13 protein-coding genes and 1 tRNA gene are annotated in these 14,590 nt (G+C 42.4%); 3 read left to right on the top strand and 11 right to left on the bottom strand.

Features of this window, described 5'->3' with window-relative positions; genetic code table 11:
* Positions 1 to 2 precede the first annotated feature (2 nt).
* Both OQY15_RS10790 and OQY15_RS10785 read right to left on the bottom strand, forming a co-directional pair.
* The gene (locus tag OQY15_RS10790) at positions 3 to 1,166 is read right to left on the bottom strand and encodes a glycosyltransferase family 4 protein (protein ID WP_265791426.1); all 1,164 of its coding nucleotides are present in this window, start codon (positions 1,164 to 1,166) and stop codon (positions 3 to 5) included.
* 3 nt (positions 1,167 to 1,169) lie between these two features.
* Complete coding sequence (locus OQY15_RS10785; RefSeq protein WP_265791424.1) at positions 1,170 to 2,981, bottom strand: ABC transporter ATP-binding protein; 1,812 nt, start codon at positions 2,979 to 2,981, stop codon at positions 1,170 to 1,172.
* Positions 2,982 to 3,454: 473 nt separating this feature from the next.
* Here OQY15_RS10785 and OQY15_RS10780 point away from each other — a divergent pair, with 473 nt between their 5' ends.
* Positions 3,455 to 3,757 (top strand): GNAT family N-acetyltransferase, encoded by a 303-nt coding sequence (locus OQY15_RS10780; RefSeq protein ID WP_265791423.1) that lies wholly within the window; start codon positions 3,455 to 3,457, stop codon positions 3,755 to 3,757.
* Between the two features lie 10 nt (positions 3,758 to 3,767).
* Here the strand turns inward: OQY15_RS10780 and OQY15_RS10775 are convergent, their stop codons facing one another.
* On the bottom strand, positions 3,768 to 4,367 hold the full coding sequence (locus OQY15_RS10775; protein WP_265791422.1) for a Crp/Fnr family transcriptional regulator: 600 nt from the start codon (positions 4,365 to 4,367) through the stop codon (positions 3,768 to 3,770).
* A 181-nt stretch (positions 4,368 to 4,548) separates the two neighbouring features.
* Here OQY15_RS10775 and OQY15_RS10770 point away from each other — a divergent pair, with 181 nt between their 5' ends.
* A complete protein-coding gene (locus tag OQY15_RS10770; RefSeq protein ID WP_265791420.1) occupies positions 4,549 to 5,058 on the top strand; it encodes a hypothetical protein in 510 nt (169 codons plus the stop codon).
* Positions 5,059 to 5,060: 2 nt separating this feature from the next.
* Here the strand turns inward: OQY15_RS10770 and OQY15_RS10765 are convergent, their stop codons facing one another.
* The 8 genes from OQY15_RS10765 to pyrF form a co-directional block, all read right to left on the bottom strand.
* Positions 5,061 to 5,642 carry a Crp/Fnr family transcriptional regulator gene (locus OQY15_RS10765; protein ID WP_265791418.1) on the bottom strand — a complete coding sequence of 194 codons (582 nt, stop codon included), beginning with the start codon at positions 5,640 to 5,642 and terminating at the stop codon, positions 5,061 to 5,063.
* A gap of 101 nt (positions 5,643 to 5,743) precedes the next feature.
* Positions 5,744 to 5,827 (bottom strand) — tRNA-Leu (locus OQY15_RS10760).
* A 61-nt stretch (positions 5,828 to 5,888) separates the two neighbouring features.
* Complete coding sequence (locus OQY15_RS10755; protein WP_265791416.1) at positions 5,889 to 6,650, bottom strand: MBL fold metallo-hydrolase; 762 nt, start codon at positions 6,648 to 6,650, stop codon at positions 5,889 to 5,891.
* A gap of 49 nt (positions 6,651 to 6,699) precedes the next feature.
* Positions 6,700 to 7,347, bottom strand: coding sequence for an outer membrane lipoprotein carrier protein LolA (locus OQY15_RS10750; RefSeq protein WP_265791414.1), 648 nt, complete (start codon positions 7,345 to 7,347; stop codon positions 6,700 to 6,702).
* An 8-nt stretch (positions 7,348 to 7,355) separates the two neighbouring features.
* On the bottom strand, positions 7,356 to 10,037 hold the full coding sequence (locus OQY15_RS10745) for a DNA translocase FtsK (protein WP_265791412.1): 2,682 nt from the start codon (positions 10,035 to 10,037) through the stop codon (positions 7,356 to 7,358).
* A gap of 107 nt (positions 10,038 to 10,144) precedes the next feature.
* A complete protein-coding gene (locus OQY15_RS10740; RefSeq protein WP_265791409.1) occupies positions 10,145 to 10,366 on the bottom strand; it encodes a PspC domain-containing protein in 222 nt (73 codons plus the stop codon).
* Positions 10,367 to 10,445: 79 nt separating this feature from the next.
* The gene (locus OQY15_RS10735; protein WP_265791407.1) at positions 10,446 to 11,738 is read right to left on the bottom strand and encodes a DUF2851 family protein; all 1,293 of its coding nucleotides are present in this window, start codon (positions 11,736 to 11,738) and stop codon (positions 10,446 to 10,448) included.
* Between the two features lie 53 nt (positions 11,739 to 11,791).
* Positions 11,792 to 12,622 carry an orotidine-5'-phosphate decarboxylase gene (gene pyrF, locus OQY15_RS10730; protein ID WP_265791405.1) on the bottom strand — a complete coding sequence of 277 codons (831 nt, stop codon included), beginning with the start codon at positions 12,620 to 12,622 and terminating at the stop codon, positions 11,792 to 11,794.
* A gap of 259 nt (positions 12,623 to 12,881) precedes the next feature.
* On the opposite strand from pyrF, the gene rho reads away from it, so the two are divergent.
* Entirely contained in the window at positions 12,882 to 14,588 is a 1,707-nt protein-coding gene (gene rho / locus OQY15_RS10725; RefSeq protein ID WP_265791403.1) for a transcription termination factor Rho, read from the top strand.
* Positions 14,589 to 14,590 lie beyond the last annotated feature (2 nt).

The raw sequence follows: 14,590 nt of genomic DNA, 5'->3' as shown, positions 1-14,590 counted from the left end.
CGTTATTTATTGACCACTGTTAATACCAGATTGGCGAAATCTGTTTCAGGTGATTTTGGGACATTATTTGCCACGAATGTGGCCGCGTTTTTCCCAATTTCTTCCCATTCAGACCTGCGTTGCCATGCCCTTTCCATTGCATCATCAAAAGAATCTTCATTGGCATATCCTATAAATCCTGTGTGTCCTTCTTCCACCAGTTCGGCATTACCCCCTGCATTGGAGATGATCACAGGCCTGCCGGCAGACATCGCCTCTACCATTGACAGTGGTAGTCCTTCACTTCTGGAGGGCAGCACCAGGGCATGATAGTCTTTCCACATGTTCTCAATATCATCTATCTGGCCAATAAACTCTACATTGGTCACATTCAGCAACGCAACCATATCCTTTAACGCGGCCTCATCTGTACCTTTTCCTACAAAAGAAACCATCAACGGGCGGTTGCGCCATTTCTGTGCAGACATAATCCTGATCAAAATGTCCTGACCTTTATCCAACAAAAACAACCTTCCTAGACAGGCAATTTTATATATCTCAGTAGATTTTGGGTAAGGAACAATTTTTCCTGACAGCTTCACTGGATTAAAAACCACCTGGCTATTCGGCAATCTCCGGCCAAACTGCTCTTCCGTAAGTCTTAAGTTATGATGAGATACGAAACAGTTTTGCTTTGCATTCAGCAAAGTTTCGAGCATAAAAGCACGGTCATCTTTGTATGGCCAGTAAAAGTCTACAGCTTTTTGCGCAATGATCAGATACGGAATTTTAAGTAAAAGACACTGATGGGCTATCTTAAGGCCATCGAAATTTATTCCCTGAGAAATAATCACTAGCTCAGGATTTTCATCCTTCATAATTTTTATAAAACTACTATAGTCTTCGACCTTTGGCTGCCCAAGATTTAGCACCATTGCTGCCTTTTTCACAATCTTTCCCACATTGCTTATAATCTTTGATGGGATTGAGCGCTTGGGAAAGATTTCAATCAAATCTACTTTCCGGTCTGCCAACTTTAAAAACTCCGGGTGCTGCTTATTGATCCAATATTTCACAACAGATATATCAAATCCAGCCTCCTGCAAGTTGGGAATACTCCTGCACCACAACTCCTCACTTCCGCCCCAATCATCTGCGCAAAAACTTACAATAACTATCTTTCGCATGAATTATTTTGTTGTTGCATTTTTATTGAATAAATTATAGTACACCCCTTTAAGCTGTATCAGCTCTTCATGAGTGCCTGATTCAGCTATCCTGCCTTCGGACAGGACATATATATAATCCGCATGTTTTACTGCTGACTGCCTATGGCTGATAATTAAGGCCGCCCGGTTACCAATTCTTTCTCTGAAAGAATCAAACAGTTCTTCTTCAGCAGTAGCATCCAAAGCGCTAGTGGCTTCATCAAGCACAACAAAACGCGATGTGCTGAAAAACGCTCTTGCTAAAGCTAACTTTTGCCACTGTCCGATACTTACTTCATGTCCATCCTCAAAGATCCGGCCCATAATGGTATCATATCCGGCAGGAAACCTATCAATAAATAAATTTGCTCCCGAATTATTAGCGGCTTCAACCACATCGCGATGAGATCGTTCATGGTGTATGTCACCAAATCTGATATTATCGGCTACACTGATATTATATTTACCAAAATCCTGAAAGACCGCACATATTTGTTGCTGATACTCGAAACTGCTGAAGTCCCTGATGTCTGATCCATTAAGCGTGATTTGTCCGGATGTTGGATCATATAACCTGCAAAGCAATTTAATCAAGGTAGATTTTCCTGCTCCATTGCTACCCACTACTGCAATTATCTTACCGGCAGGCATCTTAATATTAATATCTGTAAGCGTATTTTCCTCTGCATGCGGATAGATAAAGCTCACATTTTTCAATTCCAGGTCAATTTGAGAATCTTGAGGAATTGACCGGGGGGAAGGATTTTCTTTCAGGCTGCTTTCAAGGTCAAACAATTCGAATACGCTTTTCACAAAGATGTTGTTTTGATACAAAGTGGAAATTCCCGAAGATAAACTTTGCATTACATTGAATGACTGCGGCAGTGCAACCAGGAAAAGTGTAATATCACCAACGCTTGTCTTACCATGAAGACTGCCAATTGCAATGTAGGCGATACACGAAAAGAAACCCAGCGTAGCAATCATTGAAGTTAATAATTCTTTATGAGTACGTTCTTTGCTTAACTTGAGCCTGGCATTTAAAAGGTCGAGCCTGATCTTAACGTAGATTTTTCTGATATGGTGCCCCAGTCCAAAACTCCTGATTTCCTTGGCATGGATATCTGAAGTTAATAGGGAACTTAAATAAGTAGATCTTCTCTCGAGGCCAGTTTGTATAAGCCTCAGCGTATTCTGACTATCTGCAAAGCTGATTCGCACCCACATGGTAGGAATGACGAACAAAGCAAGAATAGGAAACAACCGCCAGTCAATTGCAATGAGCATCGAACCAATGAGTATCAAGCTCAATAAATTTTTAGCTATATCTACCATGGTGGAAACAATCAGATTGGGTTTATCATTCCCCATGTCTTTTGCCCGTTTTAAAATATCAAAATATTCCGGACTTTCGTAAAAAGAGAGATCAAGTCCTATGGCACTTCTGTGTATCTTATCATCCACATATTCTGAAACCTTGCCCGCTTGTTTTTCTGTGATGTAGACAGAGATCGCTTTTATGGCAGAATAAAAAATAGCAGATAATGTGGCATATATAACGGCTCTTATCACCTCCGGTTCATTCTTGATGTCAGTGACACCGTGTTTGGATAGCGTATCAAAGAGGGCTTTTAGAAGGTATAGTGATGAAAAAAACAGGCCGCTTTCAAGAATAATGAAGAATATCGATATACTTGTCCATTCTTTTGTGGCATCCCAAATTAACCTGATGATCCTTGAAATATTTAGATTGGTACTTACTTTCTGTAGTTTATGGGCAAACGATTTGATCATAGGATAGATTGTACTTGCTACTCATTATTGCTTCTAAGAGCAGCATTATAACAAAAGTAACATTTTGCTGCTGTATAAAAGTGCTAACTGGTTAAATAGCAGGATTTAGTTTTTTACTATGAAATAATCCTCCCAGTCGGTATCGGGTCAAATTTGCGAAAATAGATATAGGTTATTTCAGTACGATACTAATCAGAGAAGTTATAATAATATTGATCATAAAAACCAAAAACAACAGCACATCTGGTTGAATTTTGTTTCAAAAAAAACTATAGCAACAAAAGGAGTAAAGATCAAAGATTCAATGGATCAGCCAATTTTCCCTGCGACACGATAAATAAAAAACCTAATGATATATTAACGGGTAAGGATAGATAAATGTCTGGAAAATTTTACGACATATATCATCGTAATTTCTTACCTGATCGAGCTAATTTACCAGAAGATTACGTAGTAAATAATTCCCATCACTTATGAAAAATCAAGAATATACTGTAAAGAACAATGAAGCGGCCCTGCAGTTCGAAATCAACCTGGAAGGTGAAAAGGCATATCTGACTTATCGTTTTTACAAAAAAAACATCGCTTTCATGCATACAACCGTGCCAGAAGTTTTCGCTGGAAAGGGTGTAGCATCAGCTCTGGCTGTGTATGCTTTTGAATATGCAAAAACTCAAAAAAAGCTGGTGATGGTCTATTGTCCGTTTGTCGCAAAGTTCATTAAAAAACACACTGAATATCTCTCTCAGATAGATCAGACCTACCTTGGCAGATGACCATTACTGATCATTTGAGTTCAGGGATGTTCTCACACTGTGAATTCCGGATTCGACTGAGCGTTTCCTTCTGAATACCAATAAATGAGGCGAGGATGTGAGAGGGAAAACGCCTGAATAACAATGGATAACGTTCTTCAAAAGCTATATACCGTTCCTCTGCACTTAGACAATTATACGCTTTAAGCATAAATTGAGCAGAAATTGCATTTCGTTCTTCCATAATGCGTAAGGTTTGAGCGAAAGCAGGCGACGCAAGGATGAGTCTGTCTGCCTCCGCCCTGGTAATAATATTTAACTCTGTATTTTCCCGTGCCTCGATGTTATAGACTGATGGCTTCTGGGATGAAAAACTGCCCAGGTCACCTACCCAATAATTTTCGATTGCCAGCTTAACCACATGTTCTGCACCTTTTTCGCATACGGTGTACGTACGCAATGAACCATTAACAACAAATCCACAATACCGGCTGACTTCCCCGGCACGCAAAAAAAGTTGTTTTTTCCTGATTTTTTTTACCCGGAAAGACGATCTGATCAATTCAACCTCCATGGGGCTCATGACCGCCCCCGAATATTCCTCTATATAATTTAACAATACATCAAACATGAGCTAAAGTTCCATGATAAAACTCATATCAAAGATGACATATGCCGGCAATAAACGTAGACTTTTGTCTACCTTCTTTTTAGACATAGATTATCTTAAGATACTGGTGCGATGTTGAAATTTGTGATAAGGTTGCAGCAAATAGCAGCGACCAGTATTATCTAAAAAAATGTGAGTCTCTATGATGGTTACAAATTACAGTTGCCCCAACTGGTTGAACGCTTCAATAACGAAGGTTTCCAATCAGCCAAATTATCATTTTCAGATCCATTCTTCGCTGCAGATTGATGTGAATAAAGATTTTGTTCTCTCGCCGGCGCTTAACTCCCGCTTGGGTGATTTTTCAAACCTGATAGCTGTTTATCTCAAAAAGGGACAATATAAAAAGGAGCGCCTCAGATCTTATCAATCAGAACGTAAATACCTCGAGTTGAAGAGCTGCGATATATCCACGCAAGTGATATGCAAGATCAAGCTGATCTCTAATCCTGATGTCTTTGACCGGCGCTGTGAGCAAGCCATGGGGCTGACATTGGGAATCATATCAAGGGTACAAAAGAACGGATTTTTCAAAATGAATATCATTAGCGAACGATATTACGATGAATTTAAAACGAAATTTGAATCCTATGAAAGTTACGAGCTTGTACATCTGATCACCATGAAAAGTGCTAAGCCGGAAAAACCCTGAGCTTATCGCTGTAGGAGCTGCCGTTTGATACGGCTCAATGTATCTTGTGCCATACCGAGGTAGGAAGCAATGATATGCTGGGGAAATCTCCTGATAAGTTCAGGATAAGAGGCAACAAAATCGCGATACCGCTCTTCTGCAGTAAAGCTGATTGATGAGGTGATCCGTTTTTGGTTAGCAGCATTATTTTTATCATTCAGACGATGAACCATTTCTGAAAAAGCCCTCACTTTCATGAGTTCAAGATTTTCAGACCTGCTCATGATCAGCATCTCGGTATCTTGCCATGCTTCAATGTGATAGATGCTCGGAGTAGACATGACAAAACTTTCACGGTCACACACCCACCAGTTCTCAATACAAAGGCCTGCAGTATGCTCAACACCACTATCATCCACAGTATACTGCCTCGTTGCACCTTTGATAATGAAGCCAAGATTTTTGCAGTGATTGCCAGCCTGCACAAAATGTTGTCTTTTTCTTAATTTAAATGGCGAAAAGGACTTTAGGATTAAAGCCTTTTCCTCTTCTGAAAGTGGAACAGAACTATTCTTTTTTAAATAGTCAAAAAATAACTCGTGCATAACTCCTCCCTCTGTGACATGAATAACAAAATTATACTATATCTCGCTAAATAAAAAAAGGACTGCTCTTTTAGGAGCAATCCTTTCTGATTTAAATGAAGTACCCGAGAGCAGATTCGAACTGCCACGCCGTTGCCAGCACCAGCCCCTCAAGCTGGCGCGTCTACCAATTTCGCCACCCGGGTATATTTCTGTGCTGCAAATATATATTTATTCACCATAGATTTAACACCTATTTTAAAAAAACTATAACTCAATTTTTAATCCGTCATATGCCAGCCTGATATTTGGAGGCAATATCGCCTCGATATCAGCATGTTTACCCAGATTATGGCTCATATGCGTAAAATACGTCATCTCTGCCCCTATCAGCGCAGCAAATTCCAGCGCCTCATCCAGGGTGAAGTGAGAAATATGATATTCCTTTTGTAAAGCATTAACCACAAGCACTTTCGTACCCCTGATCTTTTCTATAGACGCAGCAGAGATCGTTTTGGCATCAGTGATATACGTAAAATTGTTAATCCTGTAGCCCAGTATCGGCAGCTTATAGTGCATGATATCCAGAGGGATAAACTCAGTTTTACCGATAAAGAAATTCTCACCTGTTACCGTATGCATATTGATCTGCGGCACACCCGGATAAACCTTGTCAGCAAAAATGTAGGAAAACTCCCTTTTCAAAGCATCCTGAACACGATCTGTGGCATAAACATCAATATTTTTCTGCAGCAGATAATTGAAAGGCCTGATGTCATCAAGACCTGCAATATGGTCTTTATGCTCATGTGTGTAGACAATTGCGTCCAGGTCCTTCACCTTTGCCCGCAGCATCTGGTACCTGAAATCAGGACCACTGTCTATGGCAATAGTTTTATCTTCAGTCTCTATCAGAACAGAAACCCGCAAACGTTTGTCCCTCGCATCTTCTGACCGGCAGACTTCACATTCGCAGGTGATCACAGGAATCCCCTGTGAAGTACCAGTACCCAGAAATGTAATCTTCAAAATGCGAAAGTTAAAGTCATATTTTCAAAATTAACAAAAAAAGAATAGATTATCGTAAGTCTACCACTTCAACACCGGGGTACTTTTTCGCATCGAAGCCAAAAGTACCGGCAGGAACTTTTACGTTGGGCACAAAAGTTTTTACGACATACGTATACCTGTTCCCGTTTTTGTCAAAGATCACCACATTGGCAATCTGGTGGGCCGACTTATCGATCCCCAGCCTGATTTTGAAATATGATTTCTTCGTATCTAATGGCGACAAATCTATCATTTGATAGGTCTTGCTTCCCTCTTTCTTTTCACCCGTATACAGGTACTTGAAACCCTGTTCATATAACGTGAATATTCCTGCAGGATTCAAAGCATCCCCACTGTTGTCAACCGCAGACACCTGCACCTCCTTATCCTTTTTCAGGTAAGTCCACTGGCTCTTGCCGTCACTGATCATATCCTGATCAGTCATCACCACCTTATATTTGTTGGCAGCAGATTGCACGATCAGTGTCCCCTGCTGTGTATCCTTCTGCTTATTTTGCGGGTTCTCCAGTGTAAAGGTAAAGGTAGCCTTCACTACATCGTAAGTTTTATATTTTTTACTGGCTTCAGCTAATATAGTTTTTGCTTTTGCATCAGTCTGGCTATATCCGGAAATATACATTCCAGACAATAGCAGCAATGATAAGATCTTCTTCATTTGGTCTGTTATTTCTTCAGATCATTCAAGAACTGTTCCAAAGCATAATCATCAGGCAGCAACACTTCCCTCGCTTTACTACCTTCAAATGGCCCTACAACCCCTGCTGCTTCCAGCTGATCAATGATCCTTCCGGCACGGTTATAACCCAGTTTCAGCTTACGCTGGATCAGTGAAGTAGATCCCTGCTGGTGCATAACAATCAGTCGTGCAGCATCTTCGAACATCGAATCCCTGTCGTCAGGATCAAAATCCAGCTTAGCGGATTCTGCAGCCTCATCAAGGTACTCCGGTAACTGGTAAGCTTCAGGATAACCGCGCTGGTTTCCGATAAACTCCGAGATGCGGTCCACCTCAGGTGTATCCACAAAAGCACACTGCAACCTGATCAGATCGTTTCCTGTAGACAGTAACATATCCCCGCGACCAATCAGCTGATCGGCACCGCCGCTGTCAAGGATCGTCCTGGAGTCAATTTTTGATAATACCCTGAAGGCTAACCTGGCCGGGAAGTTGGCCTTAATAGTACCGGTAATGATGTTTACTGAAGGACGCTGAGTGGCGAGTACCAGGTGGATACCTACCGCACGTGCCAGCTGTGCCAGGCGGGCAATCGGTGTTTCTACCTCCTTGCCTGCCGTCATCATCAGGTCGGCAAACTCATCCACGACCAGCACAATATAGGGTAGCCAGCGGTGTGAATTGTTCGGGTTCAGCTTCCTCTTGATAAACTTCTCATTGTATTCACGAAGGTTCCGCACCTGCGCATCCTTCAACAGGTCGTAGCGCTGATCCATCTCAATACAAAGTGAGTTTAGCGTATTGATTACTTTTTTTGTATCCGTAATAATCGCATCTGCCTCTCCCGGAAGTTTGGCCAGAAAATGGCGCTCAATTTTATTAAAGAGCGTAAGCTCCACCTTTTTAGGATCTACCAGCACAAATTTGAGTTGTGAAGGATGTTTTTTATACAGAAGAGATACCAGAATCGCATTGATACCTACTGATTTACCCTGCCCCGTTGCCCCGGCAACAAGCAGATGGGGCATCTTCGCCAGGTCGGCAATGTACACTTCGTTAGATATCGTCTTACCCAGTGCAATCGGCAGGTCCATATCCGTTTTCTGGAATTTCTCCGTCGCCAGAATACTCCGCATAGAAACCATTTCAGGATGCATATTTGGCACCTCAATACCAATGGTACCTTTACCAGGCATCGGAGCAATGATCCTGATCCCCAAAGCGGCTAAACTAAGCGCGATATCATCTTCCAGGTTCTTGATTTTTGAGATCCGCACCCCCGGGGCGGGGATAATTTCATACAGCGTCACCGTTGGGCCTATCGTAGCTTTAATCTTGTCGATCTCGATATTGTAATGGTTAAGCGTTTCAACGATCTTATTCTTGTTAGCTTCCAGCTCGTCTGCGTTTACAGAGATCTTGTTGGAGCCATAATCTTCAAGCAATTCTATTGACGGGTATTTATAGCTTGCCAGATCCAGCGTAGGATCATAATTCCCAAACTGTTCTACCAGCTCCTCCGATTTTTTATCTTCTTCGCTCTTCTCAATCGTCAGCTGCGGTTCAGGCTTTACATCTTCGTAAACAATTTCTGAAATGGGTTCTACCACCGGCGAAAGGATAATCGGCGCGTTGTTCAGCACGTTCAGCGCAGGTGGCACCGGCGGAACCAGATCCTCCTCCTCAAGCGGAGCATTTTCAAAGCGGCTAGGCGTTAAAACAATATTCTGCTGTGTTTTTTTACGCTGCGCACCAAGGCGGTCGTTGAGCGTAAATTCTACTTCTCCCGGGTTTTTCTCCAGTTCAACATTTTCTGCCATGGCAGTATGTCCCCTCACTACGTTATTCGCCAGGGCGGCCTCCTCTTCCCTTTCTGCCCGTTTCTCTGCAAAACGTTCTGCAACAGCCTCAGCCGGAGAAGGAAAATGATTGCCAACCTCAGCCACGTCAATATCTTCTTCTTCTGTACGCGGTTTACGTTCAGGAAGTTTAAAGTCTATGTTATAGGCAATGATCAGGATGGTAAGCCCTAAAAAGGCGAGCAGACCTCCTACTCCCGTAATACCAATCTGGGCAACTAAAAGCTTGTTGCTCCAGTACCCTATCTCACCTTCCAGATAATGAGGAGCATCTGAGAAGAAAGAGTGGAAAAATCCGAATGTAAGGGATAAAAACAGCAGTGAAAACAAGCTATAGCCCAGAGTTTTCTCCATCGCAAAGATCTTAACCTTAAATAACAGGCGGTAGCCGATTACAAAAAAGATAAAAACAAAGACAAAAGATGCTACCCCAAACCACTCGTAAATAAACTGGTGAGACAGCAAAGCACCAAATTTGCCCAGCCAGTTCTGTACTGCTACAGGAATATTATTCTGCTGCAGCTCTTCCATGGTTTTGAACAGATTCCCCCAGCCCCCGTTGGCATCGATCACATAGCTGTAATCTTCCTGCCATGTGAAAAGGTAGGAGGTGAAGGCAACCAGGAAGTAGATCGCGAGAATCAGAAAAAACAGGCCGGCAATCTTCAGCACACGTTCATTCTGAAAGTTCAGTGTGGGTACCCGATCAAACAGTTCTCTGGGTTGTTTGGCCGATCCTCTTGAACCTTGCTTGTCTCCGTATTCGTTTTTGAATGAATTAGATTTAAATTGGTTTCCCCTTACCGACATCTTTTATTTACTAGTATTAGACAACAAATATAAAATATATAGTTGTATGTGTCATGTTATTCTAAATTGCAGAAGAAGAATATCTATCGGAAATATCAGTATAATGGTTATAAATCCCAAATCCGCAGCCTGATTCTTTTGATATAATGACGCACATCCAGGATGAGCGCTGCCATCACATAAAATACAATAGGAAAACCTACGGCCAGAAATGAGGAATAAATAAAGAAAAGCCTGATTTTGCTGATCGACATATTAAACCGCTCTGCGATATAAGTACATACCCCAAAACTTTGTTTCTCAAAATAAGTGACGATGGTCTGAAACATGATATTTTCAATTATGTAGTTCGGGGTGTCTATTCTTGTTCAATTTAGATATTTTTTATCTAAAAGCAAAAACAATACCTTAAATACTCACAGGCTTTGTCACAATATCCATTCCAATCGGACAGCTAAGGCATTTTTTTAGCATACAACATTTGTGATGCAGCTGCAGAACACCCTGTGAATCCCATGCGCTTTGTATGGTCAGTCCTGATTTTTTGTATAACTGAGTGACAGCATTGTGCTCTGCGGGTATTTTTTGCAGAAAGCTCAATGCACGCTGCTGCATGGCCGGCAGTCCAAAATACCAGCCATAGTGATACAAAATGACGCATACAGCATTGATAATTAGTAGTTCTACAGACCTTTTGCCCAACATCAGCGACAAGGGCTTACACTGTTGATCAAACTGATCGTGGTCTGTCCAGTAGGGATGAACAGCAACCGGAACGAATAAACTGAGCAGGTCAGAGAGCTCTCCGGCAGCAAGTACATCAGCAATTGCAGGCGTATTTCCTGACAGCATTCCCGCCAGTTGCGCGATCCTTAACAAGGGAAAATTCTGCGGGCGCATCCTCAGGAATTTCCATAATGAGGAATCAAGTGGTTGCAGCTGATACTTTTTCCTGAGGAAAATATACTCAGCCTGTAGCTGTCGCGGATAAAGATCTGTAAATTCTCCTTCCAGAAAACCTGACTGCCCAAACAGCAGCGCTTCTATCTGCAGGGGCTGATGCCTGTGTTTAGCAAACAGTGTAGCCGGTAAACCTGCGGCCATCATCTCAAAAGGGATATTGTTTACCTTAAAGCCAAAGTTCCTGATCAGCAGCTGATGAAATGTTTCATTCCAGTTGTACTTGTTTTTTAGCATCAGCGATTCCAGCTCCGCAGATTTTTCTGCCAGCCGGGCTGCAGCCATAGTAGCGAGAACTTTTGTGCTGACTGCCGGGTCTGTCTGAGGCATGTGATGCTCACAGGGAAAGGCATTCCGGTTATCGAGGAGCGACCTGTACCGCTGCAGCAGGGATTCCGGGATGAGCTCTTTGACCAACAGAACAGGAATTACACTGCCGTCTGTACGGCATATTTCTGCATCATCCTCATAAACCACATGCAGGATCACGGTATCGTATAAACGATCCTCCTGATGATCGTGTAATAACCAGTCGGAAGCCCTGAGGTGGATCTCCACATTCCCCGCCCATAACGTTCCGCCGATCCGCAGTTTTGCAGTGCTGAAATCAGGGCCGGCATGTGTATTGAATGCGCCGGGATCAATGATCTCCAGTTTCGATCCGTTGGTACAATACAGATCAAGGCTGGTCAGCAGTCTGTATTGCCAGATATAATGTAAAAAATCTTCGTTAAGCCGCATGAAGCAAACTTAATTCAAAGAGGATATTTCCTGTTAGCTATATATTCAGCAACTTAGATTAACTCAGCTTTTTCAAGGATAGACTGCATCTCCAGCTGTAATTTCGAAGCTTCTTCTCTGGCCTTCTCTGCAAAATCTTTTCCCTTGCTGGCATAAATGATACCCCTTGCAGAGTTTACCAGTAAGCCACAATGATCGTTCAATCCGAATTCACAAACGTCAGCGAGGCTTCCACCCTGAGCACCAACTCCGGGAACAAGCAGAAAACTATCTGGTGCCAGACGCCTGATATTGGCAAATTCAGATCCCCTGGTGGCACCCACAACGTACATCAGCCGCTCGCTGTCTGCCCAGCCCGAGGACACCCGGATCACTTCTTCATATAACTTACCACCCGGTGTTTGCAGGGTCTGGAAGTCATGATGCCCCTCATTTGAGGTCGCTGCCAGCAGGATCACCCATTTATCTTCATATTTCAGGAATGGGCTCACAGAATCTTTGCCCATATAAGGTGCAACGGTCACAGAGTCGAAACTGAAACCTGATTTTTCTTCATTGAAAAACGCGTCTGCATACATGGCAGAGGTATTTCCGATATCTCCCCTCTTGGCATCAGCAATGGTAAAAATCTCTTTTGGGATATACGACCAGGTTTTCAGCAAACTCTCCCAGCCTTTCAGGCCACGTGACTCATAAAAAGCAGTATTTGGTTTATAAGCAACACACAGGTCTTCTGTCGCATCTATAATTTGCTTATTAAACTCAAAAATTGGATCTTCATAATCTAAAAGATGCTCTGGGATATTTTCGGGCGCGGAGTCCAGTCCGACACACAAAAATGATTTTTTAGACTTGATTTGTTCAAATAGTTGCTTTTTATTCATTTGGGCTTGGATTATGCGCAAATATGCCAAAATTTCTATAGTTTTATGATTGTGCCTTAAGTAAAATATTTCTAACATTTTTAAATTTTACTTGGAGTTTCAGATACAAATACATACAATTGCAACATAATTCTCAAAAGTTTATCTGATCAGTCCAGAAAATCTCACAAAATTTTGTACTATTTTTCAAATCCTGATTGCATTTTTTGCTCTGATATGTCGATAAATACGTTTATAAAAATTTCTCTACACCCACATAATGTTTAACAAAACAGAATTAAATGAAAAGCTCACGGCTGAACTGCGTGAGTTAGCAAAATCAAAGGGGATCTTAAATGCCGATGAAATGCGCAAAGCCGAGCTGGTTGAAGTGATTCGCCAGATCAGCGAACAGCAGGGGGAGCCAGATATTGTTATTCCAACAACTGAATCCACCATTGCCGAGATCATCACCACGAATGATGCTGCCACTGAGGCCCCGGTAAAAGCTGCTAAAGCAAAAACAACAAAAACCAATACCGCAGAAAAACCACTCAGAAAAAGGACGCGCATCGCTAAAGACGAACCTGAAACCTCTTCTGCTTCCAACAATAACTTCAACAGAGCTTCTTTATTTGACAATCCTGCGGCAGCAGAGCAACAGGAAACTGCAGCACAGCCGGCAGAAAAAGAAGCTGATCAGGCTATACCTCAACCTAAGAGAGATGATAATTTTACTGCACCTGCAGCCAATCCAAACGGCGAACAGAAAAAAGTAAAACCCCTGAGAGAAGACAACAGATCTAAAGGCAACAATACAGGCAATAACAGTAATCAGAAATCTAACGAAAACAGCTATTCAAATCTGGATTTCGACAATACCATCACCAACGAAGGTGTATTGGAGATCATGCCCGATGGTTATGGCTTCCTGAGGTCAGCAGATTACAATTACCTGTCTTCGCCTGATGATATTTATGTATCACAGTCACAAATCAAATTATTTGGTTTAAAAACAGGAGATACCGTTAAAGGCAGCATCCGCCCGCCAAAAGAAGGCGAAAAATATTTCCCGCTGGTACGTGTTGAAACGATCAACGGACGTCTTCCGGCAGATGTAAGAGACAGGGTTCCTTTTGACTACCTGACGCCCTTATTCCCAACAGAAAGATTAAACCTGTTTACGGAAACAAATAACTACTCTACACGGATCATCGACCTGTTTACCCCGATTGGTAAAGGACAGCGTGGTCTGATCGTGGCACAGCCAAAAACAGGTAAAACAAACCTGCTGAAAGAAGTAGCTAACGCCATTGCTAAAAACCACCCTGAAGTTTACCTGATCATCCTGTTGATCGACGAACGTCCGGAAGAGGTGACTGACATGGCCAGAAGCGTACGCGCTGAGGTGATTGCATCCACATTTGATGAGCCTGCAGACCGTCACGTAAAAATTGCCAATATTGTTCTTGAAAAAGCAAAACGCCTTGTAGAGTGCGGCCATGATGTAGTGATCCTGCTGGATTCTATCACCCGCCTTGCCCGTGCTTATAATACAACAGCGCCTGCATCAGGTAAAATCCTGTCAGGTGGTGTGGATGCGAACGCATTACACAAACCGAAACGTTTCTTCGGAGCAGCAAGAAATATCGAAAAAGGTGGTTCACTGACTATCCTTGCAACGGCCCTTACAGATACTGGTTCTAAAATGGACGAAGTGATCTTTGAAGAATTCAAAGGTACGGGTAACATGGAGCTGCAGTTAGACCGTAAACTATCTAACAAACGTATCTTCCCTGCGATCGATATTACTGCATCAAGTACCCGCCGTGATGACCTCCTGCATGACAGAGACACCTTACAAAGAGTATGGATACTGCGTAACCACCTGGCCGATATGAACGCACAGGAAGCTATGGAATTTGTTCAGGCACAAATCAAGAATACCAAGTCTAACGAGGAGTTCTTAATTTCAATGAACAGCTAATC

This window comes from Pedobacter sp. MC2016-15, from assembly GCF_026239695.1.
Lineage (GTDB): Bacteria > Bacteroidota > Bacteroidia > Sphingobacteriales > Sphingobacteriaceae > Pedobacter.
This window is presented reverse-complemented; position numbering and strand designations above follow the sequence as displayed.

Bases quoted from the DNA above. Each gene is read 5' to 3' on its own strand.
- OQY15_RS10765 (WP_265791418.1), bottom strand. From the start codon at position 5,642: ATGCACGAGTTATTTTTTGACTATTTAAAAAAGAATAGTTCTGTTCCA.
- OQY15_RS10770 (WP_265791420.1), top strand. From the start codon at position 4,549: ATGATGGTTACAAATTACAGTTGCCCCAACTGGTTGAACGCTTCAATA.
- OQY15_RS10785 (WP_265791424.1), bottom strand. From the start codon at position 2,981: ATGATCAAATCGTTTGCCCATAAACTACAGAAAGTAAGTACCAATCTA.
- pyrF (WP_265791405.1), bottom strand. From the start codon at position 12,622: ATGAATAAAAAGCAACTATTTGAACAAATCAAGTCTAAAAAATCATTT.
- OQY15_RS10790 (WP_265791426.1), bottom strand. From the start codon at position 1,166: ATGCGAAAGATAGTTATTGTAAGTTTTTGCGCAGATGATTGGGGCGGA.
- rho (WP_265791403.1), top strand. From the start codon at position 12,882: ATGTTTAACAAAACAGAATTAAATGAAAAGCTCACGGCTGAACTGCGT.
- OQY15_RS10775 (WP_265791422.1), bottom strand. From the start codon at position 4,367: ATGTTTGATGTATTGTTAAATTATATAGAGGAATATTCGGGGGCGGTC.
- OQY15_RS10745 (WP_265791412.1), bottom strand. From the start codon at position 10,037: ATGTCGGTAAGGGGAAACCAATTTAAATCTAATTCATTCAAAAACGAA.
- OQY15_RS10735 (WP_265791407.1), bottom strand. From the start codon at position 11,738: ATGCGGCTTAACGAAGATTTTTTACATTATATCTGGCAATACAGACTG.
- OQY15_RS10740 (WP_265791409.1), bottom strand. From the start codon at position 10,366: ATGTTTCAGACCATCGTCACTTATTTTGAGAAACAAAGTTTTGGGGTA.
- OQY15_RS10780 (WP_265791423.1), top strand. From the start codon at position 3,455: ATGAAAAATCAAGAATATACTGTAAAGAACAATGAAGCGGCCCTGCAG.
- OQY15_RS10750 (WP_265791414.1), bottom strand. From the start codon at position 7,347: ATGAAGAAGATCTTATCATTGCTGCTATTGTCTGGAATGTATATTTCC.